The sequence below is a fragment of the Halomonas sp. ATBC28 genome (assembly GCF_005937175.1).
GTDB lineage: Bacteria > Pseudomonadota > Gammaproteobacteria > Pseudomonadales > Halomonadaceae > Vreelandella > Vreelandella titanicae.
Genome location: NZ_VCQL01000002.1, coordinates 241933 through 263735, shown reverse-complemented (window position 1 = coordinate 263735; position 21803 = coordinate 241933). Strand labels below are relative to the sequence as shown.

Genomic DNA, 21803 nt, shown 5'->3' with positions numbered 1-21803 from the left:
CGGAAGCCAGTTATGTTCCAAGTTCCATCAACTTCCGCCGCTTGAATTGAGTCTTTCTCAATTTTAGGTACGGGCCATAGAAAATAACGATACAAGAAGGTGGGAACAGATGAAGCCCAATTTCAAGTTTAAGCCAATGATGACCATAACCTTGACAGGCTTACTGGTTATCCAAGCACTGAGTGGCGCGCTAGCCAATAATGGGGATGAAAGTCACCTAAACGCAAATGCCCCTGGTGATAAAAGCAATACGACAGTGGTGATGCTCGGTACAGGAACGCCGGTTTTAAAACATGAGCGGGCAGGCCAATCGATACTCATTGTGGTGGATAAGGAGATGTATCTGTTTGATGCCGGTCCAGGCTTCGTGAGGAACTTCGATGCCCTTTCCGGTGAGGACTTCATGCCTGAGGATATCTACTTCGACAACAATTCGGTTTACGGAGCGATGAACAAGGTGTTTCTCACCCACCTCGACTCTGACCATGTGATGGGTATGCCCGAGCTGATGCTTCGTCCATGGATTATGGGCCGTAGCGAACCGCTGAAGGTAGTTGGTCCCCAGGGTACGAAGGCGATGACCACAAATATTCTTGAAGCGTATGTGGACGATATCGATCATCGGCTGCACGGTACCCAACCTGCTAGCGAAGATGGTTTCACAGTTGAAGTGAGTGAGATCAGCGACACTCAGGTCGTGCACCAAGATGACAAGGTGACCATTACCGCCTTTAACGTTCATCACGGAAGTTGGGCAGATGGCATGGCCTTTGGCTATCGCGTGGAAACACCCGAAAAAACGGTGGTGATCAGTGGAGATACTCGGCATGAAGAGGAGCTTTACCAGTACTTCGATGGTGCCGATATTTTGATTCATGAAGTGATGAGTGAGCAAGGTGTAAGTCAGCTCCCGCAAGATTGGCAAAACTATCTGTACCACGCTCATACCAGTACGCAACAGCTAGCCGAGATAGGTCGTCATATAGCCCCCGAGTTACTAGTAATGAATCACCCATTATTTTTTGGCCAGAGCGACGAACAGCTGACCAATGAAATGGCCAATTATTACGATGGGGAGTTCGTGCTTTCCGAAGATCTCGATATCTATAAATGAGGTTGGTTGCGACCAGTAGTAACGACTCTGAGCATTCAAAGGAGCAACAAAATGAGCGGCACTTATAGCGATTTTTATCTTCAGCCAATCGGTGGTAAATGGCGCGAGGGCAGTAGCGAGCGTACCACCGAAGTTCTCAACCCTTACGACAACCGCGTACTGCTGACGACGCGCTTAGCCAATCGCGATGATTTGGATGCCGCTTTCACGACGGCAGAACAAGCCCAAACCGAGTGGGCGGCGACGCCACCTGCTGAGCGAGCTGAGTTATTGCAGCGTGTGGTCGCGATCTTCGATGCGCGTAAAGAAGAAATTATTGACTGGTTGATTCGTGAATCAGGCAGCACACGTCTAAAAGCAAACATTGAGTGGGGGGCGGCTCGCGGTATCTCCCGAGAAGCTGCCAGTATGCCGGGGCGTGTCCACGGTATGACGATGTCCTCCAACGTGCCAGGTAAGGAAAACCGTATCTACCGCAAACCTCTTGGCGTGGTGGGGGTTATCAGTCCATGGAATTTTCCGTTACATCTTTCTCAGCGTTCCATCGCCCCCGCGCTGGCGCTGGGCAACGCGGTAGTGGTTAAGCCAGCTAGCGATACGCCGGTTACTGGCGGACTACTACTAGCGAAGATCTTCGAGGAGGCAGGTCTGCCCGCCGGCCTACTCAGTGTGGTGGTCGGTGCTGGCAGCGAAATCGGAGATGCTTTCGTCGAACATCGCGTACCCCGGATGATCTCTTTCACGGGCTCGACCCAGGTAGGCCGTGGTATCGGGCGCATCGCCAGCGGCGGTGAACATATTAAGAAGGTGGCGCTGGAGCTTGGTGGCAATAGCCCCTTCGTAGTGTTGGATGACGCAGACCTTGATCAGGCAGTTAACGCCGCGGCGATGGGTAAATTTCTCCACCAAGGACAAATCTGCATGGCGGTCAACCGCATCATCGTTGATGAAAGCGTCTATAACGACTTTGTCGAGCGCTTTGTCACCAAGGTGAAAGGACTGCAAGTGGGTGATCCCAACGATATGGCTACTGTCGTTGGGCCTGTTATCAACGCCAAGCAGCGTGAAGGGCTGGAAGAGAAGATTGCTACTGCCAAGCGTGAAGGCGCTACCGTTTTGGTAGAGGGCGAGATTAATGGCCAGTTGATCCCACCGCATGTATTCAGTGATGTCACCTCGGATATGGAAATCAGCCGTGAGGAGATCTTTGGTCCGTTGGTCGGTATTCAGAAAGCCCGCAACGAGGCTCACGCACTAGAACTGGCTAATGGCACTGAGTACGGCCTCTCTAGCAGCGTTTTCAGTGGCGATATCGAGCGCGGAATGCGCTTTGCCCAGGGCATCAAGGCAGGCATGACTCATATCAACGATATGCCAGTTAACGATGAGGCTCATGTGCCCTTCGGTGGTGAGAAGAACTCGGGCCTTGGTCGTTTCAATGGTGATTGGGCAATCGAGGAGTTTACTACCGACCACTGGATCAGCGTGCAGCAAACGCCGCGTCGTTATCCTTTTTAACTCCCCAGAAGATCCCCCTTTTACCCGTATAACAACGCTTGTCACCCGACTCGGGAGGGTGACTCGTTGGCTGATAAAAGAGACAACAAGCCATGAAAAAAACGTCCTCCATCTTCCTGGCGGCACTCAGTGCTAGTGCCGCAGCGCCTTCGGCACTAGCCGTTAACGGCCACTACTCACTCGGCATCGAGGGCTTGGGCGCAGCGGCGGCACCGCCCCAAGGACTCTATTATCGAGGCTACCTGGTTCATTATGAGGTCGACAGCTTCAATGACGGTTCCGGCTCATCCGTGCCGGGGAACAATAGCGGCACGGTCAGTGCACTAGCCCACCGGTTTATATGGATGACAGATAAGACGGTTCTAGGTGCCGATTACGGCATGGAGACGATTATTCCCATGCTGGATATCGAGTTTGATCTGGATGTTGCCGGGGGGAGCCGCTTCGACGATGACGGCATCGGTGATCTATTTGTTGGCCCAATAATTCTCGGTTGGCACGGTTCCCAATGGGATATTACCTTCGCTGGCGGCCACTGGTTCGACACTGCTGACTTTGATGTCGATAACCCAGCTTCGGTGGGCAAAGGATACGGCACTACCATGCTTACCTTGGGCGGCATGTGGCACTTTGACGAGGAGAAGCGTTGGAACATCTCGGCCCTGTCGCGATATGAGATCAAGACCAAACAAGACGATACCGGCGTCACTCCCGGAGACAGTTGGCTGGTGGAGTGGGGGCTCGGCCATCGCTTGAACAACGGTCTTGAGCTGGGGTTGGTCGGCTATAACGCTTGGCAACTAGAAGCCGATGAGGGGGCGCCAACCACAGACAAGGCGGAGCGCCATGCAATTGGGGCTGAAGCAGGCTACCTGTGGGCCACCACCGGTGTGATGCTCAAAGGGGCCTATTATCATGAGTACGACACTCAGGCCGGAGGTCTAAAAGGTTTGGAGAGCGATGGGAATACTCTCCGCCTACAGTTGACTAAGTTTTTTTGATTTGAGCTGCTCCCGTTCGTTTCGGGCGGGAGTACGAAGGGAGAAAGGGAGAAGAGTCATGCAAATTAAAGCAGCGGTTACAGTAAAGCAGGGTGACGATTTTAAGTGGCAAAACGTGGACTTGACTGATCCGGCTAGCGGCGAGATACGCGTACGTATCGTTGCGACTGGCGTGTGTCACACTGATGCGGTGGCCCGTGACTTGGGGATTGCGCCGTTTCCTATTGTGTTGGGGCACGAAGGAGCTGGTGTCGTCGAGGCGCTCGGTGCAGGTGTGACGGGTCTGGAAATTGGCGACCATGTGGTGCTGTCGTTTGCACACTGTGGAGAGTGTGATCACTGTTTGACCGGGCATCCAACCGTCTGCGGTACATTCAACGAACTCAATTTCGGGGGTGCCATGGAGGATGGCAGCCATCGGCTGCAGCGGGATAACGAGGCACTGGCCACTTTCTTCGGCCAATCTTCATTCGCTACCCACGCCGTGGTAAGCGCGCGTAACGCAGTGAAGGTCGATCGCGAGGTCGAACTAGCGATGCTCGGCCCATTGGGTTGCGGTATTCAGACGGGGGCGGGGACGGTGCTCAACCGTCTTAAACCTGAATTTGGTAGCTCGATTGTGGTGTACGGCTGTGGCGCGGTGGGCCTTTCCGCGGTCATGGCAGCTAAGATCATTGGCTGTCAGCGCATCATTGCGGTGGACGTAAACGAAAGTCGCTTGGCGCTCGCTCGCGAACTGGGCGCAACTCACACCGTTAATGGCAAGCAGGAACAAACTATTGAGCGCGTGCGAGAGATTACCGGTAATGGCAGTGAGTACGCTGTGGAAACAACCGGTGTGCCACTCGTGGTACGTCAGTCACTACAGGCGCTGCGTCCTTTAGGTGTCTCGGCAATTGTCGGTGTCACCCCAGAGGTTACGTTGGATGTTCACCACGACTTGATGGCGGAAGGAAAGTCCCTGATTGGTGTGATTGAGGGCGATTCGGTACCACGGGTGTTCATCCCTCAGTTGGTTGCCTACTACAAAGAAGGTCGCTTTCCTTTCGATAAGCTGGTCACGCTCTACCCAGCGGATCAGATTAACCAAGCCTTCGAAGACTCCAAAAATGGCACTACCGTCAAGCCGGTACTAAAGATCGGCTAAATATGTAGAGACTAATGGGTGAGTTCGACACCGATAATTTTACAAATCTAGGCCGCAGAAATTTAACATTACTAAAATTCTCAGGGCTGTGGTCACTAGCTGCGGCCAAAGCGTTAAACAAAAGCTAGTCTACACACTAATCGTTTGATGAATAAACTGAGCTTTTTCTAACAATAGGGGGTGGTACGTTTTTAGTAGTGTTTGCATATCCACACGAGCGGCGTTGGTGCTGATATTGATAGCACCCAGCAATTTATTATTAGCGTCAAAAACAGGCATGGCAATGGAGCGCAATCCAGAATCAAGCTCTTGATCGGCAATGGCGTAGCCTTGCTTGCGCGCCTTGTGAATACACTTTTTAAGCTCACTTTTGGTTGTAAATGTTTTTTCTGTATAGCGCTGCAACGTTAACCGCTCTAAGTAAGCATCCAATTCAGCTTCTGGCAATTGTGCGAGAAGAACGCGCCCCATGGAGGTATACGCTGCTGGTAAGCGGGTACCTACGGACAGTGTAATGGCCATTAGCCGATGACGTGCCGCTGAGCGCGCGACATAAATGACGTCATCGCCATCAAGCACGCCTAAAGAGGAAGACTCGCCGCATTCATTGGTGATTTCCTCCAAATACTGCTGAATAGCGCTGCGGTAGTTATTGGCGGATAAAAATGAATATCCCAATTGAAGCACGCGTGGCGCTAACTCAAAGTAGCGTTGCTGTTTGCGAACATAGCCAAGTGCGTGCAGCGTGAGCAAAAAGCGCCGTGCCTTGGCTCGGTTCATGCCTGTACGCGTGGCTACTTCGCTGAGTGTCATACGTGGGTGGTGCTCATCAAACGCTAAAATAACTTCTAGGCCGCTCGCTAAAGCAGTAACGAAGTCGCGATCATCTGGGGTTAGCATGTCGTCCTGTAGTTGTTCTTCCATCGGTGTCCACTCATCGAAATATGCATAAAATTAGAGAGCCAATATAGCATGTTGTTCGAATAGCGAACATATATGCGCTCCTGCGCGAACCAGTAAATGATCCTCGTCGAGCCATGAAAAAGTTCATGGCAGGTTAAGTACTTGAGCCAATTCGCTTAGATATTAAAGGTTACGACATTGTCGGGGAAAAGGTGATTGAGGAGCTTTACAGTAACATCTATGAAATGTGTTCCGTTGTAGTGAGCGGTGCGATAATTGTTATAGGAATCGCTAATCATGACGGTGTTCTTGGGGGCGTGTTAATGCCGAGTCGGTAAATTGCGTAACCCAGTGGCCTTATCTGGTGGGCGCCTATCCTGCGTTAACATAGGGCGTCAGCTGCCAATTGAGCCACAGTGCCCATTATCTGTTACCGTTGTGGATAAACCTGCTGAGCCTTAGCCCAACACTACTAAATACACGTTGATAGACCGATGTAACATTATCTTCTCCTGGCGGAACTGGAAAAACAGACGGGCTCCAAAATTTAGAACTTGGTTCCATGTAATGTAGAGGAGAGCGCGTTTTTGCATACTCACTAATGTTCATTTTAGAAAGTTAGGAACCCGGCAATCGTCATTAGCCAAATAGTCAGGCTAAGCGTGAAGAAAGAAGCAACGGTTGCTACCAGCATCGCCGCAGCACTAATGCCCCCTAATCCATACCGTTGGCCGAACAGTGGGTAAATACTGATCATGGGTGACGCAGCGAATAGCACTGCGCCCACCATGTAGAGCGGATCAATGCCTGGCATAAGATAAAAGGTGATAAAAACAATCAAAGGATGAATAAGGAGTTTGCCGACAACAATCTGGCCAACATCCCTCGCCATGCCTTTCACCTGTAAACCAAATAGTGCGCCGCCAATCACAAATAGCGCCGCTGGGCCAGCTGCTTCGGCTAGCATATCGATAGCTTTAAATAGCGGCGTGGGAATCTGAATTCCGGTAACGGCCAAGCAAATGCCGACTAATAAGCCGACTAGCACCGGATTTTTGATCAGGCTAAGGGCTGTCTGCTTAACTGTTTTCCATACGCTGGAACCTTGATGGCTGCCCATTTCAGCTAGAATCAGCGCCATAGGAATTATAATCAGCGTCTCAATGATCATATTGAGCGCCAACAGCACTGCCGCAGGCGAGCCGATCACCATAACGGCAACAGGATAGCCAACAAAGCCACTGTTAGCCGCCGCCATGCCTAATGCTTGCATGGCGCTGGTATGAAGCGGTTGGTGCTGGCGCTTTAAGCAAAGCAGTAGCCCGGCACTGAAAATAAAGATAGAACCCAGGCCGTAAGCGATTAAATAGTTGAGCTTAAAAATCTCTTCCAGGGGCTGCTGGGTTAATGCTCGAATCACCAGGGCAGGTAGCGCGCAATACATCACAAAAACGCCCACACCCTGCATCTGTTCGCGTTGGATAATGCCGCTCCACCTCACTGCGTACCCTAAACCGATCAGCACGAAGATAGGGGTGGTGATACTAAGAATAGCGAGCATCGCAGCCTCATTAGCGCATGGCGACAAAGGGTTTGTTCGTTGAGCGAATAAGTGTACGCTATTTTTAAGGCATCAGGACATGTTATGAGTCGAGAGCGAAACAAGCTGCTGGATAAAGTGTGTGCGCAGCGGTATCACGTGGGCGTCTATTTGCTCGGTGCCAATATGGTCGGCGGTAAAGAAACGAAACGTACCCACTCCCTGAAATACAAATAGGTCTACTCTTGACAGCGTTTTAGCGCCCGCCTGGTGGGCGGCGTTTAACAGCTCGGTATAAGCAGGAATATATACAGCATCAAACACCCAGTGTTGGGCTCCCAGCCCGGCGGTCGAGATGAGGCACCCAGGTTGGTTGCTGTGGCCAATCGGCGACACACCCTGCCAATGAGTCCGTTCTCGCTGTGTCCCTGCTCCGGAGTGATGCACGCCGCGCTACATGCTCTTGCATCCACTGTTGGGTTTGTGTCGGTAGGTCAAAGCGCGCGACAAGGTCGCGGTAGTAATTGCCGAGAATCGGCAGTACCGGAGTACAAGTTTGCTGCAGCGCTGTGCTTGTCGCGCGCATGGAGTTTGTATGACAGGGCGACATGGTGTCCCCGAACCGCCGTGTTGGGGCAGTCAGAGTGGATTCAATCACTCAATACCGGGGTAGTTGATGTGCTCACCAATGACTATATCCGTAGTGTAGAGGATGGTTGTTTTCGTGAAGGCGGAACCTCGGGAGCTGCACTGGCTGATTAGGGCGTTGTCTTTTTCAATGTCTCAAACCAGCACACCTTTTCGCGGATTTCTGATGGGCATCAAACCGCGCCTGAGAATCAGCGCAAATTAGAGTCTCACGTTGACGAGATGTTCATGCGTTCCGTGGATACCGACGCAACGCGGTCGAAATCGTGAATATAGTGACTGCACATAGGCGTTAACTAGCTAGTTTTCGTTGGCAAGCAGGAGGGCGTTTGTAAATTAGCGCTCCATCTATTTAGTGTATAGTTCGAATAGCGAACATATGTACAATTTTGTCCTGAGCCATACATCTGAGCTATTTTTGGTCGCCGGACAGCGTTAATGGGAAGCATATCGCCATGCCCTCTGCATTTTTAAAGCACCCCTTTATGAGCCAGCGCGCCGTCGCTGAGTGTGACGATGACGCCATGGTGGGTGCCATGCTGGCCTTTGAGTTGGCCTTGGCCGAGGTTCAGGAAGCCAGCGGCGCCGTCCCTGGTGGCGTTAGCCAGCAAATGCGTGAACAGTTAGAAAACGCCCCTTTTAATGCTGCTGAGATTGCTGAGGGCATCGCCAGCGGAGGCAATGTGGCGATTCCCTTCGTAAAACAGAGTCGTGCGCTGCTTGCCGAAGAGATCAAACGCTATTGGCACCAGGGCGCGACCAGCCAGGACGTGGTCGACTCCGCGCTGATGCTGCTGCTTAAACCTCGTTTAGCGGCGCTGGATGAGTTACTGCTGCGTTGCCGATCGGCTTCGATAGCGCTGATGGATGCTCATAGCGCTACGCCCATGGTGGGGCGCACCCTGATGCAACAGGCGCTGCCGATCACCTTGGGGGTGAAGGTGGCTCACTGGGCAATTGGCCTGGAGCAGGCGCGCCGCCGTTTAAGTGCTGTTGAGCTACCCGTGCAGTTTGGTGGTGCGGTGGGCGTGCACTCGGGTTGGGATAAACTCGGGCTTGAGTGGATGGACGCTTTGGCCGAGCGGTTAGGCCTGGCAGGGCCGGTGCTGCCCTGGCATACCGACCGCTACCCCATTCATGCCCTCGGCACGGCGTTTGATGCTGTCGCCGGGGCTGCTGAAAAAATCGCCTTGGATGTGTCGCTGCTCACCCAAACCGAAGTCGGCGAAGTCGCTGAGCCCTCCGCGCCGGGGATGGGGGAGTCGTCATCCATGCCCCATAAGCGTAATCCGGTACGCAGCGCACTGATTCGTGGTGCAGCGCGGCAAGTGCATGGCCATACCAATGTTTTGATCAATGCTGCCGCCCAGCCGCTAGAGCGTGGCTTGGGCGAGTGGCATGCGGAGTGGTCGCCACTTATAGAGAGTGCTCTGTTGGTGGAGGGCGCTTTAGAACAATTGGCGGTGCTGCTTGAAGGGCTAGAAGTGAACCCAGTCAACATGCAGCGCAACCTGGCGGCCACGGGCGGCGGCATTATGGCTGAGCCGGTGGCGCGTTTGCTCACCCCAATTTTGGGTGCTGATAAAGCTAAAGCCGTCAGTGCCGCTGCTGCGGAAACCTCACGCCTCGAGTCCCGGCCCTATTCTGATGTGCTTGCTGATCATCCTGACGTAAAAGGGGTTGTGGGCGCCGAAGACCTACGCAATGCTTGCAATCCGGCTTTATACCTTGGTAGTAGTGCGGCCCAAGTATTACGCGCCAAAGAATGGCTGAAAAGTTCATAACTAACTGAAAAATTTTGTCTTTAATCCTTTGGGTGAAAGTGGGTTAAGTCAATCTTGGTAGTTAGTCAGCAACGCAGAATTTGACCCTAATAGCGTTCGGCAGTAACTTGTTCGTATAGAGAATCTATGTTCGTTTTGCGAACAAGTTACCCATAAGTAGTCAACGACACGCTAAGAGGCACCCATCATGGCCGAGTTTCTCAGCTTGCATGACGCGGTAGCGCGCTACGTCCAAGACGGCGCTACCGTGGCCATGGAAGGTTTTACCCACCTGATTCCGTTTGCCGCCGGTCACGAAGTGATCCGCCAGAAGAAGCGTGACCTGACGCTGATCCGCATGACCCCGGATATCATCTACGATCAGATGATTGGCGCGGGCTGCGCTAAAAAGGTGATCTTCTCCTGGGGCGGTAATCCCGGCGTGGGCTCGCTGCACCGCCTGCGCGATGCGGTTGAGAAAGGCTGGCCGAATAAGATCGAGATTCTTGAGCATAGCCACGCCGCCATGGCCTGCGCCTTTGAGGCGGGTGCCGCCGGTCTACCGCTGGCGGTTTTTCGCGGCTACATCGGCAGCGAGCTGCCCAGCGTCAACGATCAAATCAAATTCATCGAGTGCCCGTTCACCGGTGAGCGCCTGGCCGCCGTGCCGTCGGTGCGCCCGGACGTCTCGATCATCCACGCCCAGCGGGCGGATCGTCAGGGTAATGTGCTGGTAGAAGGTATCGTGGGCGTACAGAAAGAGGCGGTACTAGCGGCCAAGCACAGTATCGTCACGGTGGAGGAGATCGTCGATGACCTCAACGCCCATCCTAACGCCTGCGTGATTCCCAGCTGGGCCATCAGCGCCATTGCGGTGGCCGAGAAAGGCGCACTGCCCTCCTACACCCACGGTTATTACGGCCGCAGCAACCGCTTCTATAAAGAGTGGGATGCCATCGCTCGCGATCGCGACACCTTTACCCAGTGGCTTGACGACAACGTCTTTAACGCTGTTAAAAATCATGCAGAGGAGAACAGCTAATGAGTCTCGAATATACCTCTTCTGAAATGATGTCGGTGACCGCCGCGCGGGCGCTGGAGAATGGCATGACCTGCTTTGTGGGTATCGGGCTGCCCTCGGAAGCCGCCAACCTGGCACGGCTGACCCACGCCCCTGATGTGGTGCTGATTTACGAGTCCGGCACGCTGCAGACCAAGCCCGATATTCTGCCGTTATCCATTGGCGATGGTGAGCTGTGCGAATCGGCGCTGACCACCGTGGCGGTGCCGGAGATGTTCCGCTACTGGCTGCAGGGCGGCAAAGTCGACGTGGGCTTTTTAGGCACCGCGCAAATCGACCGCTTTGCTAACCTTAACACCACGCTGATCGGCGATTACAAAGCGCCCAAGGTTCGCCTGCCAGGCGGCGGCGGTGCGCCGGAAATTGCCACCAACGCCGGTGAAGTGTTTATCACCCTGAAACACTCCAAGCGTGCCTTTGTGAAAGATGTCGACTTTGTCACCACGCTAGGCTTTGGCCGCGACGGCAAAGGGCGCGATAACGTACCTAATATCGGCAAAGGCCCCACCCGGGTAATCACCGACCTGTGCGTGATGAAGCCCGACCCGGAAAGCAAAGAGCTGGTAGTGGTGTCACTGCATCCAGGTGTCAGCCGCGAAGACGTGATTGAGGCGACCGGCTGGGAGATTCGCTTTGCCGAACAGCTTGAGAGCACGCCAGAGCCCAGCGAAAACGAGCTGACGATTTTACGTGAGCTCAAAGCGCGCACTGAGCGGGCCCACGCGGACGCATAAAGGAGCTATTTATGAGCGATGTTGTTATGCAAGACGTCTTTCTATGTCATCCCCGCCGCACCGCCGTGGGACGCTTTGGTGGCACCCTGGCCAGTGTGCGCCCGGATGATTTTGCTGCAACGATTTTTAAAGCCGTACTGGCAGAAGCGCCGGATCTCGACCCTGCTGCCATTGAAGAAGTCTTTATGGGCTGCGCCAACCAGGCCGGCGAAGATAACCGCAACGTAGCGCGGATGTCGTCGCTCCTGGCGGGTATTCCTACCTCAGTGCCCGGCACGACCATGAATCGCCTCTGCGGCTCGGGTATGGACGCGGTGGGCACCGCGTTTCGCGCCATTAAAGCGGGTGAGATGGAGCTGGCGCTGGCCGGCGGCGTGGAGTCCATGTCTCGCGCGCCCTACGTGATGGGCAAGGCCGATAGCGCTTTCGCCCGCAGTCAAAAACTCGAAGACACCACCATTGGCTGGCGCCTGATCAACCCGCTGATGAAGAAAACCTACGGCATTGATTCCATGCCGGAGACCGCAGAGAACGTCGCCGAGCAGTTCAATATCTCTCGCGAAGACCAGGATGCCTTTGCCCTGCGCTCCCAGCAGAAGGCCGCTGCCGCTCAAAAAGCCGGGCGCTTTGCACAGGAGATCACCGCCATCGAGATCCCGCGCCGCAAGCAGGAGCCGCTGATCTTTGACCAGGATGAGCATCTGCGGGAAACCACGTTGGAAAAACTGGCAGGTTTGCCCACGCCCTTCCGTGAAGGCGGCAGCGTTACCGCGGGCAACGCTTCTGGCGTCAACGACGGTGCGGCGGCGATGCTGGTGGCCAGCGAAGCGGCGGTTAAACAGCATGGTCTTAAGCCGATGGCGAAAATCATCGGCATGGCCACGGCAGGCGTTGAGCCGCGCATTATGGGCTATGGCCCGGTACCGGCAGTGCAGAAGCTACTCAAGCGCACGGGTATCTCGATGGATGAGATCGATGTGTTTGAGTTTAACGAAGCGTTCGCCGCCCAGGCCTTGGCGTGTATGCGCGACCTCGGCCTTAAAGATGACGACCCACGTGTTAATCCCAACGGTGGCGCGATTGCGCTGGGGCACCCGCTGGGTATGTCCGGAGCCCGCCTGTTGTTGACTGCCGCCCATGAGTTGCAAAACAGTGGCAAGCGCTATGCGCTGTGCACCATGTGCGTAGGCGTGGGTCAGGGTATCGCTACGTTGATTGAACGCGTTTAACGGAGATCGTCATGGCATTTCATAGCATCAACGGCCGTAGCGTGGCCTATCGGCTGCTCGGCGCAGAAGTGAACCCGCTGGTCGTGCTGGCGCACCCTTTGGGAATGAGCCAGGCAGTATGGGATGACGTGATTCCCGCACTGCTGCCCCGCTATCGGGTGCTGACCTGGGATCTCCCCGGCCACGGTGCCAGCCAGGCGGTCAGCGGTACGCAAATTACGCCCGCTGATCTAGCCGCCGAGGCCTTGGCATTGGCAGAACTGGCGGGCGCGCAGCGCTTTCACTTTGCCGGTACCTCCATTGGTGGTGTGGTGGGCCAGCAACTGATCGCCGAGCATAGTGATCGCCTGTTCTCCGCTACGCTGACCAACACCGGTGCGGTGATCGGCAACCCGGATCTCTGGAACACCCGCGCTGGCCGCGTGCGGCAGGAAGGCCTAGCAGCGATGTCTGAAGAGATCGTGCCTCGCTGGTTTGCCCCGGCGGCGTTTGAGGAAAGCCCGGCGCTGAAAGCGGGATGGTGCGTACAAATGGGCCGTGGCGACGATGAGTCCTACGCCCTGCTGTGCGAAATGCTGGGCCGCGACACCTTTACCGGCAAGCTTTCCGGTAAGCGCACTAAAGTGCAGCTATTTGGCGGCAGCGAAGATATGGCCACGCCGGCCGCGACTCTGGAAGCCTTGGCGACAGAGCTTGATGGCGCACCGCTGGAGGTTTTTGACGGCGTGGGTCACGTGCCTGCGGTAGAAGCCCCGGTGCTGTTTGCACAAAAGCTCCTCGCGGTGCTGGCAACTGATCTGGGCGACGTGGCGAACTACGGTGTGGCGTACGCTACCGGCCTGGAGACCCGCAAGCAGGTATTGGGTGGCGAGCACGTTGAGCGCTCCACCGCCAATGCCAACAGTCTTGATGCTTCCTTCCAGCAGATGATTACCCGCCTGGCCTGGGGCGAACTGTGGAGTAATGACGACTTAACTCGCCGCGAACGCAGCATGATCACCACCGGGATTCTTGCTGCGCTCGGCCGTGAAGAGCTAACGCTGCACCTAAAAACCGCCAAGCGTATTGGGCTAACGGAAGCCGAGCTGCGCCAGGTGCTGATGCACGTGGCCATTTACGGCGGTGTTCCAGCGGCAAATCACGCTTTTTCGCTTGCCAAAGAGCTGGGGTGGGGCGAGTAAAGCGCCACTCGCTGTACACGTGCTGACAGAGTATCCTCATAACCAAAGGGTTATTGTGAGGGTGTTATGCTCAACGCGCGGATAAAACTACGGCACTTGCAGGCGTTTCTCGAAGTGGCGCGGCAGCGAAGTTTTGCCCGCGCCGCTGAAAGCCTCGCCATTACTCAGCCGGGTATCTCCAAAACCATTCGTGAGCTAGAGGATACCCTCGCTGTCCAGCTATTCGAGCGCACTCCCCGTGGTGTTTCCCTTACCCAGGCTGGACTGACACTGCTTCGACATGCAGGCCCGGCAGTGCGCGCGCTGGAGGAGGGCGTGGATGCTATTCAGGCCGTTCAAACCGGCTCTCACTGGTTGCGCGTTGGCACGCTATCTACGGTTGAAAGTTGGCTCCTACCTGAAGCTCTGCGCCGTTGGCAGATGAGTACCACCACCGAACGAGGCGCACAGGTGGTTACCGGCACCAGCGCCTTCCTGCTTTCGCGTTTGCGCCGCGGTGAGCTGGATGTGGTGGTAGGCCGCATGACAGAAGCGCGCGAAATTCATGATCTGAGCTTTGAACACCTCTATTACGAACGTCTTCAGCTAGTGGTTCGCGCAGGCCACCCGTTACTGCTCGAACAGGCGCCAGGTGCCGATAAACTCTGCGCCTACCCCTGGATTGTGCCGCCGCCGCAGACCACGCTCCGCCAACAAGTCGATAGCTTCTTTGTACGTCATGGGCTCACGCTGCCAGCCCAGCGCATTGAGACACTGTCGTTAGCGTTGGGACAGCGTTATACGCTTACCGGTGATGCTATTTGGGTGGCGCCAGAAGAAGCGGTGCGTTCAGCCCTTGAGCGCAGAGAGCTCTGCGAACTCGCCCTGCCCTTAGAGCCCCATGGCGGTTCCGTCGGGGCATGTATCAACCGTTCACTGCGCCCTACTCTGGCGACTGAAACGTTCTGCGAAGTGTTGCGGGAAGTGGCTGCCGACGTTGTCAAAGGGCATAACCTATAGGTTATGAGGGTTGGATAAGTTATTAATTGGCAGGTGGTGGATTAACCATGACACTAATACCGTCCGTTTCAATCCTTGAGATACCTGTATGCCAAATGACAATAACCGCTTTGTGACCCGTGACCGCAACTGGCATCCCCCAGCCTATACGCCGGGTTATAAAACCTCGGTACCGCGCTCGCCACAGCAGGCGCTGGTGAGTATGCAGCAACCCACCGCCTCCGAACTGACCGGCCCCGACTTCAGCCACCTGCGCATGGGGCCCCACGATAACGATCTACTGCTGAACTTCCGCCAGGATCCAGACCGGGGCGGACTCCCCCAGGGCGAGCGGATTATGATGTTTGGCCGAGTGGTGGATCAGTTTGGTAAGCCGGTACCGCATACCCTGGTGGAAATGTGGCAGGCCAATGCCGGCGGTCGCTATCGCCACAAAAACGATAGGTATCTGGCGCCGCTAGACCCTAACTTCGGCGGAGTAGGTCGCTGTTTGACCGATGAGCAGGGTATGTACCGTTTTCGCACCATCAAGCCTGGCCCCTACCCGTGGCCCAACGATGTGAACAGCTGGCGCCCAGCGCATATTCACGTATCGGTAACCGGCCCCTCGATCTCAACCCGGCTGATTACTCAGATGTATTTTGAAGGTGATCCGCTGATTCCCCTGTGCCCCATTGTGCATACGCTCAGAGATCCTGACGCAGTGGAAACCATGATCGGCCGACTCGATATGGCGCACAGTAAACCGATGGACTGCCTGGCTTATCGCTTTGACATCGTGGTGCGCGGTGAACTGCAAACCTACTTCGAAAACCAGTAAGGCCAGGGGAAACCTCATGAAACAACCCGCTATTCAGCCCAACACGCAGCCAACTAGCGAGCTTATGCTGCGCGAAACGGCGTCGCAAACTGCTGGCCCCTACGTGCATATTGGTCTGGCGCTCGCCGCAGCCGGCAACCCCGTACGGGATGAAGAGATCTGGAACGAGATGGCCAAGCCCGACGCCGAGGGCGAGCATATCGAAGTCGTCGGCACCGTTATCGACGGCAATGGTGACCTGGTGCGCGATGCGTTTTTAGAAGCGTGGCAAGCCGATGCCGCCGGCAACTACCAATCCGATTACGACCTCAGCAAGCCGTTCAATAGCTTCGGCCGTACCGCGACGACGTTTGACCACGGCAGCGAGTGGTCGCTAACCACCATTAAGCCCGGCGCGGTGAAGCACCCCAGCGGCCAGCCAATGGCGCCGCATATTAACCTGGCGGTCTTTGCCCGGGGGGTCAATGTTCACCTGCAAACACGGCTCTACTTCGATGATGAAGCTGAGGCGAACGCCCAGTGCCCGGTGCTCACGCGTATTGAGTCACCGACGCGACGCCAAACGCTAATCGCCAAGCGAGAAGAGGCAAATGGAAAGGTACGTTATCGCTTTGATATCCGCCTGCAGGGCGAAGGCGAGACGGTGTTTTTTGATTTTTGATCCTGAGCATACAGGGTTTTTAATATAGCTATAAAGGCAGCCAATTGGCTGCCTTTATAGTATGTCGATAGCGATGGTTACTTCTATTTCTTAAACTAAGCCGAGCAGCTTTGCTGTAAATCCATCGCGGCTTTGTAGATATCGTTGGCAGAGTCGCCAACCTCTTCCAAGTAATCATCAATGGTCTGCTGCAGCACGGGGCCCCATTCAGGATCTTCCAGTGCGTCTTCGATGACGACGAACTCATGTCCGGCTTCGACGGCTTCTTCACGCCCTTGGCGTATCATCTCGTCGTAAACCTCCGCCGCGCGAAGCGACCACTCTAAGCCGCTGTGGTCATCAATCACCTGCTGTAAATCGGCTGGCAGGCTGTCGTAGCTGCGCTGGCTCATGGTGGCGAACAGCGAAAGGTCATAGAGGGGGACTTCAGTATGGTACTGCGCCAGTTCATTTAGCCGGAAGGTCTTCATGCCTTCCCAGTTGAAACTGAGGCCGTCGACGACACCACGCTGCATGGAGGTAAACACATCCGGTGCTGGCATACCCACCGCTTGGGCGCCAAGGCGCTCGAACATATCACCCACCACGGGCGTGGGGCGGCGTAGGCGAAGCCCCTCGAGGTCAGCCGGTATTTCAATCAGCTGATCCTTGGTATGCAGATAACCTGGGCCGGTAGTGAACAAGAACAGAGGGCGCGTGTCGGCGTACTCCTGTTCAAAGTATCCCTGATCGTAAAGCGACTGGAGTATGCAGGCTCCTTGGCGGGCGCTTGATGAGACCCCCGGTAGCTCGACGACTTGCGTGAGGGGAAAGCGGCCCGCCGTATAACCTTGGGCAGAGGCACCAATATCGGCGATACCGCTGACAGCACTTTCGTAGGTTTGAGCCGATTTCGCTAGTGTCTGGCTGGGGAAAACTTCTACTGTCAGCTGCCCATCTGACGCCTCCTCGACGCTTTCAGCCCAGGCTTGAAACAGCTCACGGTCTATCATTGAGCCACCCGGCCAAACGTGCGCCACTCGAAGTGTGGTACTGGCTTCCACGGCGGGGGCCGCGAATGAGACGGCGAACACGCCAAACAGCGTCGCCTTGGCTAGATGTGAGGGTATTTTATTCATTGTCGTTATCCTGATGGCTAGTCAACGGGGTACGTTTTTGTAACTGTTTTTATGACTGCTTTTATGCTGGCTTAAAGATCCAACACAAGGGTTTTGCTCTTGGCTCTGGAGCAGCAGGGCGTGAACTGGTCGTTGGCCGCGTGCTCATCGTCATCCAGGTATAAATCCCGGTGGTCGGGTTCGCCTTCAAGTACACGGGTTAGGCAGGTGCCGCAGACGCCTTGCTCACAGGACACCATGATGTCGATGCCATTTTCGGCCAGCACTTGGTAGACCGTTTTGTCGGCGGGCACGGTAAAGGCGGCGCCGCTGCTGGCGATACGCACCTCGAAACTGCCGTCGTCTTCGCTGGTTGTTTCCGCGCCTGCAAAGTACTCGGTATGCAGTTGGTCGGCTGGCCAGCCACACTGTTTACCTGTGGATATGACGGCGTTAATAAATCCGCTAGGGCCGCAGACGTAGACCTGGGCATCAGCCTCTGGCTCATTAAGCAGTTTTTCCAGGTCGAGGGCTGGGGCCGCGGTGTCGTCGTCCAGATAGAAGTGCGCTCTCTTGGCAAAACTTGATGTCTTGATACGATCGCGAAAGGCCATTCGCTCGGCAGAGCGCGCGCAGTAGTGCAGCTCGAAGTCTGCCTCGGTGCGCGCTAAACGCTCTGCCATGCAAAGCAATGGCGTAATGCCAATTCCGCCCGCCAGCAGATAAGTTCGTTTAGCTGGCTTGAGCGGGAAGTGATTTTTAGGGGCGCTAATGAGTAAGAGGTCACCCTCTTGAACTTCATCATGCATGGCGACGGAGCCTCCTCTGGAGGCCTCATCACGCAATACGCCGATCAAGTAGCGATCCCGCTCTTCAGAGTGGTTGCACAGCGAGTATTGCCGGATTACCCCCTCTTTCACCTGCACGTCAATGTGGGCGCCAGCGCTAAAGGGGGGCAGCGGTCGACCATGCGGGTCGGCAAGCTCAAAGGTAGCAATGCCAAGCGCCTCCTCATGGCGAGCTTTTACCTCGACAATAAGCGATAGAGAGGGGTGGCTCATGCCGTTGCCTCCTGGGGTTGCTCGGCCTGCTCCTCTTTTAAGATGCGATCAATAATGCGGCGCGCTTGTACGCCCCCGCCGTCAATATTGAGTTTCAGCAGTTGGCGGTCGGCATAGCGAAGTAGGTTACGCTGCTGTGCCTCGAGCATCTCAAGATCCTCTTCGAAGATCTTGCCCTGGCCCTCGCGGATCTTGTCGGTGAGCGCCTGATCTTCCGGCTTGAAGTTGCGGGCCATTCCCCAGAAGTACCAGATAGAGGTGTCTGATTCTGGGGTGATAAAGTCGACTACGATACTTGAGGCTTTTACATTGGCCGGTGCGTTGGCCCCGCCATTGCCCGCGTGGGCCACGCCGACTTCAATTAACACATGGCTGGGCGGGGTAAAGCGGCAAATCTGCCAGCGATCAACGAGTACGTCGTCGGCAAGCCCGTTACCCCTAAGGGCGGCCTGCCAGAAAGGCGGCGCGGGGATATTCTCCATCTCGCGGCTAGTGACCACCTCATCGCCGTTAACCGTTGTTTCCGGTGCGGCTTCCTCTATCTCTGGCTGGCCAATGCTGGAGGCGTGCACATAGGTCTCATGGGTAAGGTCCATGAGGTTGTCGATCATCAGGCGATATTCACACTGAATATGGTAGAGGCCGCCGCCATAAGCCCAGTCGGGGTTGTTGGCCCAGTGCAGCTCGGGGATCAGATCGGCGTCAGCTTTATCGGGGTCGCCGGGCCAGATCCAGATAAAGCCGTGGCGTTCTTCAACAGGATAGGCACGATTGCTTGGGAAGCCGCGAACCCGCTGGCCGGGCATGCTGTCGCATTTGCCGCTGCAGTTCATTTCAAGGCCGTGGTAGCCGCAAACCAGCTTGCCATCACGGACAAAGCCCAGGGAGAGTGGCGCGCCACGGTGGGGGCAGAAATCCTCCACGGCGGCTACGCGACCTTCATCGCCGCGGAAGAAAACTAGTTGCTTATTGCAAATAGTTCGCCCGAGTGGCTTTTCGGTAAGCTCATCAGGGGTGCAGGCGACGTACCAAGTGTTCATTGGAAAGGGGGTTTGTTGAGTCACGGTTAACTCCTTATGGTTTAGTGTTGTAATTATGCTTATTGGATCCAAAGTAAAGGCTAGGAAGGTTTTTGCAGTCAACCTATACTTTCGTAGAGTTCGCCAATAAATAGCTAAACAGTGTTGATATGAGAGAAAAATTAAATGAGTAACAACGATAAAAGTGTCGTCAGCCGGCTGCGTAAATTGATCAGCGAGGGGAAGTACTCTCCTGGCGAGCGCCTTGGGGAGGTTGCGGTTGCGGAGCAGCTGGGTGTTTCGAGAACGCCGGTAAGGCTTGCATTTCGAACTTTAGAGCAGGAGGGGCTGCTGCAGCAGGCAGGCAAGCGTGGGTTTATGGTGCGTGAGTTTACCCAGGTGGATGTGCACTGCGCGGTTGAGGTTCGCGGGGTATTGGAGGGGCTGGCTGCTCGACGGCTTGCTGAGCAGGGCCTGCCGCCGAGTGTTGATAAGGAATTGAAATTTTGGATCCAAAAAGGAAAGGCGCTAATCGACAAAGGCTACCTTTTGGAATCAGATATTAATCAATGGAGTGAGCTTAATGCACATTTTCACGGCATTATTATTGACTCTATTGGCAGCGGTGTCGTGGCGGATGCCATTGCCAGGAATAATCACCTGCCTTTTGCTGCCGCCGACTCAATCATTATTGATGGTGATGACTTAGAGCGTGAATTTAAAAAATTGCAGTTAGCTCAGTTCCATCATGAGCTTATATTTCAGTCACTTAAGAGGGGGGAGGGAGCCAGAGCCGAAATGCTGATGCGCGAACATGCGCTGATCGGGCTACGGTACCCTGAGCTGCTGGCAGATTCTGAATAAAAATACCGATAATTTAGTTATAGAGTGTAATTAAACCAAAGTATTAACTTAATAAAATCTTTTATATTCAGTAGTTTGTGTTATCAGAAGGATGTATATCCTCCATTGTAATTGACAGATGTAGGTTTTTTTGCAGCTTTGGTACGTAGTGCGGATCAGAGTTCGCATTGAGAACAATTACAACTAGCCACTACGACCAAAAGCAGAGACAAACAATGAAAATTAACCACTTTGTCGCGTGTGTTCTTCTCGCTCCCTGTGCGCTTGCTTCTCAGGCCCATGCATTTGATGTTGTAGAAGCCGGGCAGCCTATCGTTACCGGAGAGCCCAGCCGTGTAGGCCCACCCTGGAATCATCGATCAACGATTAATATTCCAGGCACCAAAACAGATATTGCCTTTGGGGGGTACGTTAAACTCGATGCGTTTTACGACTTCGACTACGACCTGGGGACATCAACTAATCCTTACGCCGTTATGAACCCCGGTAATAGAACCGATGGTCGAACCAGCTTTACGGCCTATGAGTCCCGCCTGAATTTCCGCACCCACACCGCCACTGACTATGGGCGTTTATCGACTTACTTCGAAGGGCATTTTGTTCCCGATGGTAAGTTCGGGCTACGCCATGCGTATGGCGAACTGAATGGTTTTCTCGCCGGGCAAACGTGGTCAAATTTTATGAGCTTCGTGGGCGGAACACGCACCCTGGCACTAGGGGATCCTAAGGGCTACGCCTTCGAGCGGCAGGCTCAGTTGCGCTATACGCAGCCTATTGGGGAAGGGAGTTTCTCGGTTGCATTGGAAAACCCCACTACGGTTATAGCCCGCAATGATGCTTCAGTAGCCGATGGGGAGAGTCAGCTGCCAGATTTGACGCTGCGCTACGAATATAAGCGTTTATTTGCGCTATCGGGGATAGCACGCCAGCTTTCGACCAATAACATCACCAATACCATTGATGACGAAGTCACTGGCTATGGGGTGCAGGCACAGTTTAATTTGCCCTTTAATGCGTCAACCAGCTTGCGAGGCAGTGCCACCTACGGTGAAGGTATCGGTAACTATATGGGTAACCCTGGCAATGTAGGTCACCGTAACGCACCTGACGTCTATGTGAAGGGTAACAATCTTGAAACGATTGAAACCCAGGCATTTGGTCTCTCACTGAATCACTACTGGACGGATAGCTGGTTCAGTTCAGTGGGCGTTTCGCGTCTTGAGCAAGACCTACCCGCAGGCTATGGCGATCATTTCGAAACGCTCAACTATGGGTTTGCCAATGTGATTTGGGATGTTACCGAGCGCATGACGGTAGGTCTTGAGTACCAGCATGCGGATATCGAGCAGGTGAATGGGGTCTCCAATGATGCTAGTCGCCTTCAGGCGAGTGCCACCTTCCAATTCTAGCGCTCTACGCGTTC

The 21803-nt window shown here is 54.7% G+C and carries 21 protein-coding genes; 15 read left to right on the top strand and 6 right to left on the bottom strand.

Going from position 1 to position 21803, the window contains the following annotated elements; all coding sequences use genetic code 11:
• The first annotated feature begins 109 nt into the window (after nucleotides 1-109).
• The 4 genes from E0L35_RS03245 (at nucleotide 110) to E0L35_RS03230 (ending at nucleotide 4780) form a co-directional block, all read left to right on the top strand.
• A complete protein-coding gene (locus E0L35_RS03245; protein WP_133731753.1) occupies nucleotides 110-1114 on the top strand; it encodes an MBL fold metallo-hydrolase in 1005 nt (334 codons plus the stop codon).
• A gap of 51 nt (nucleotides 1115-1165) precedes the next feature.
• The gene (locus tag E0L35_RS03240) at nucleotides 1166-2632 is read left to right on the top strand and encodes an aldehyde dehydrogenase family protein (RefSeq protein WP_138799582.1); all 1467 of its coding nucleotides are present in this window, start codon (nucleotides 1166-1168) and stop codon (nucleotides 2630-2632) included.
• 92 nt (nucleotides 2633-2724) lie between these two features.
• Nucleotides 2725-3633, top strand: coding sequence for a transporter (locus E0L35_RS03235; RefSeq protein ID WP_138799581.1), 909 nt, complete (start codon nucleotides 2725-2727; stop codon nucleotides 3631-3633).
• 58 nt (nucleotides 3634-3691) lie between these two features.
• Nucleotides 3692-4780 carry an NAD(P)-dependent alcohol dehydrogenase gene (locus E0L35_RS03230; RefSeq protein WP_138799580.1) on the top strand — a complete coding sequence of 363 codons (1089 nt, stop codon included), beginning with the start codon at nucleotides 3692-3694 and terminating at the stop codon, nucleotides 4778-4780.
• Nucleotides 4781-4909: 129 nt separating this feature from the next.
• Here the strand turns inward: E0L35_RS03230 and E0L35_RS03225 are convergent, their stop codons facing one another.
• From E0L35_RS03225 to E0L35_RS03215, 3 genes are all read right to left on the bottom strand, one after another.
• On the bottom strand, nucleotides 4910-5704 hold the full coding sequence (locus E0L35_RS03225) for an IclR family transcriptional regulator C-terminal domain-containing protein (RefSeq protein ID WP_133731749.1): 795 nt from the start codon (nucleotides 5702-5704) through the stop codon (nucleotides 4910-4912).
• A gap of 589 nt (nucleotides 5705-6293) precedes the next feature.
• Complete coding sequence (locus tag E0L35_RS03220) at nucleotides 6294-7244, bottom strand: AEC family transporter (RefSeq protein WP_138799579.1); 951 nt, start codon at nucleotides 7242-7244, stop codon at nucleotides 6294-6296.
• 72 nt (nucleotides 7245-7316) lie between these two features.
• Nucleotides 7317-7547, bottom strand: a complete 231-nt coding sequence (locus tag E0L35_RS03215) for a hypothetical protein (RefSeq protein WP_138799578.1) — start codon at nucleotides 7545-7547, stop codon at nucleotides 7317-7319.
• A gap of 54 nt (nucleotides 7548-7601) precedes the next feature.
• Between E0L35_RS03215 and E0L35_RS03210 the strand changes: the two genes are divergently transcribed.
• From E0L35_RS03210 to pcaG, 9 genes are all read left to right on the top strand, one after another.
• Nucleotides 7602-7985, top strand: a complete 384-nt coding sequence (locus tag E0L35_RS03210; RefSeq protein WP_138799577.1) for a hypothetical protein — start codon at nucleotides 7602-7604, stop codon at nucleotides 7983-7985.
• 341 nt (nucleotides 7986-8326) lie between these two features.
• Complete coding sequence (locus E0L35_RS03205) at nucleotides 8327-9655, top strand: adenylosuccinate lyase family protein (protein ID WP_138799576.1); 1329 nt, start codon at nucleotides 8327-8329, stop codon at nucleotides 9653-9655.
• A 187-nt stretch (nucleotides 9656-9842) separates the two neighbouring features.
• A complete protein-coding gene (locus tag E0L35_RS03200; RefSeq protein WP_133732218.1) occupies nucleotides 9843-10676 on the top strand; it encodes a CoA transferase subunit A in 834 nt (277 codons plus the stop codon).
• Nucleotides 10676-11449, top strand: coding sequence for a CoA-transferase subunit beta (locus E0L35_RS03195; protein WP_089691070.1), 774 nt, complete (start codon nucleotides 10676-10678; stop codon nucleotides 11447-11449). The genes E0L35_RS03200 and E0L35_RS03195 overlap by 1 nt, the downstream gene beginning before the upstream one ends.
• A 26-nt stretch (nucleotides 11450-11475) precedes the next feature.
• A complete protein-coding gene (gene pcaF, locus E0L35_RS03190) occupies nucleotides 11476-12678 on the top strand; it encodes a 3-oxoadipyl-CoA thiolase (RefSeq protein WP_138799626.1) in 1203 nt (400 codons plus the stop codon).
• A gap of 11 nt (nucleotides 12679-12689) precedes the next feature.
• Nucleotides 12690-13859, top strand: a complete 1170-nt coding sequence (locus E0L35_RS03185; protein ID WP_138799575.1) for an alpha/beta fold hydrolase — start codon at nucleotides 12690-12692, stop codon at nucleotides 13857-13859.
• 66 nt (nucleotides 13860-13925) lie between these two features.
• Nucleotides 13926-14858: a pca operon transcription factor PcaQ gene (pcaQ, locus tag E0L35_RS03180; protein ID WP_088700075.1), complete on the top strand. Its 933-nt coding sequence runs from the start codon at nucleotides 13926-13928 to the stop codon at nucleotides 14856-14858.
• Nucleotides 14859-14946: 88 nt separating this feature from the next.
• Nucleotides 14947-15678 (top strand): protocatechuate 3,4-dioxygenase subunit beta, encoded by a 732-nt coding sequence (pcaH, locus tag E0L35_RS03175; protein WP_088700076.1) that lies wholly within the window; start codon nucleotides 14947-14949, stop codon nucleotides 15676-15678.
• 16 nt (nucleotides 15679-15694) lie between these two features.
• Nucleotides 15695-16339, top strand: a complete 645-nt coding sequence (gene pcaG, locus E0L35_RS03170; RefSeq protein ID WP_171051099.1) for a protocatechuate 3,4-dioxygenase subunit alpha — start codon at nucleotides 15695-15697, stop codon at nucleotides 16337-16339.
• Nucleotides 16340-16434: 95 nt separating this feature from the next.
• Here the strand turns inward: pcaG and E0L35_RS03165 are convergent, their stop codons facing one another.
• From E0L35_RS03165 to E0L35_RS03155, 3 genes are all read right to left on the bottom strand, one after another.
• Complete coding sequence (locus E0L35_RS03165; RefSeq protein WP_138799574.1) at nucleotides 16435-17457, bottom strand: TRAP transporter substrate-binding protein; 1023 nt, start codon at nucleotides 17455-17457, stop codon at nucleotides 16435-16437.
• A 71-nt stretch (nucleotides 17458-17528) separates the two neighbouring features.
• The gene (locus E0L35_RS03160; RefSeq protein WP_133732208.1) at nucleotides 17529-18497 is read right to left on the bottom strand and encodes a PDR/VanB family oxidoreductase; all 969 of its coding nucleotides are present in this window, start codon (nucleotides 18495-18497) and stop codon (nucleotides 17529-17531) included.
• Nucleotides 18494-19561 carry an aromatic ring-hydroxylating dioxygenase subunit alpha gene (locus E0L35_RS03155; protein ID WP_249362080.1) on the bottom strand — a complete coding sequence of 356 codons (1068 nt, stop codon included), beginning with the start codon at nucleotides 19559-19561 and terminating at the stop codon, nucleotides 18494-18496. Before E0L35_RS03155 ends, E0L35_RS03160 begins: the two co-directional genes overlap by 4 nt.
• 141 nt (nucleotides 19562-19702) lie before the next feature.
• Here E0L35_RS03155 and E0L35_RS03150 point away from each other — a divergent pair, with 141 nt between their 5' ends.
• Together E0L35_RS03150 and E0L35_RS03145 are read left to right on the top strand one after the other, a co-directional pair.
• Entirely contained in the window at nucleotides 19703-20380 is a 678-nt protein-coding gene (locus E0L35_RS03150) for a GntR family transcriptional regulator (protein ID WP_138799573.1), read from the top strand.
• A gap of 215 nt (nucleotides 20381-20595) precedes the next feature.
• The gene (locus E0L35_RS03145) at nucleotides 20596-21789 is read left to right on the top strand and encodes a DcaP family trimeric outer membrane transporter (protein WP_138799572.1); all 1194 of its coding nucleotides are present in this window, start codon (nucleotides 20596-20598) and stop codon (nucleotides 21787-21789) included.
• The last annotated feature ends 14 nt before the right edge of the window (nucleotides 21790-21803 follow it).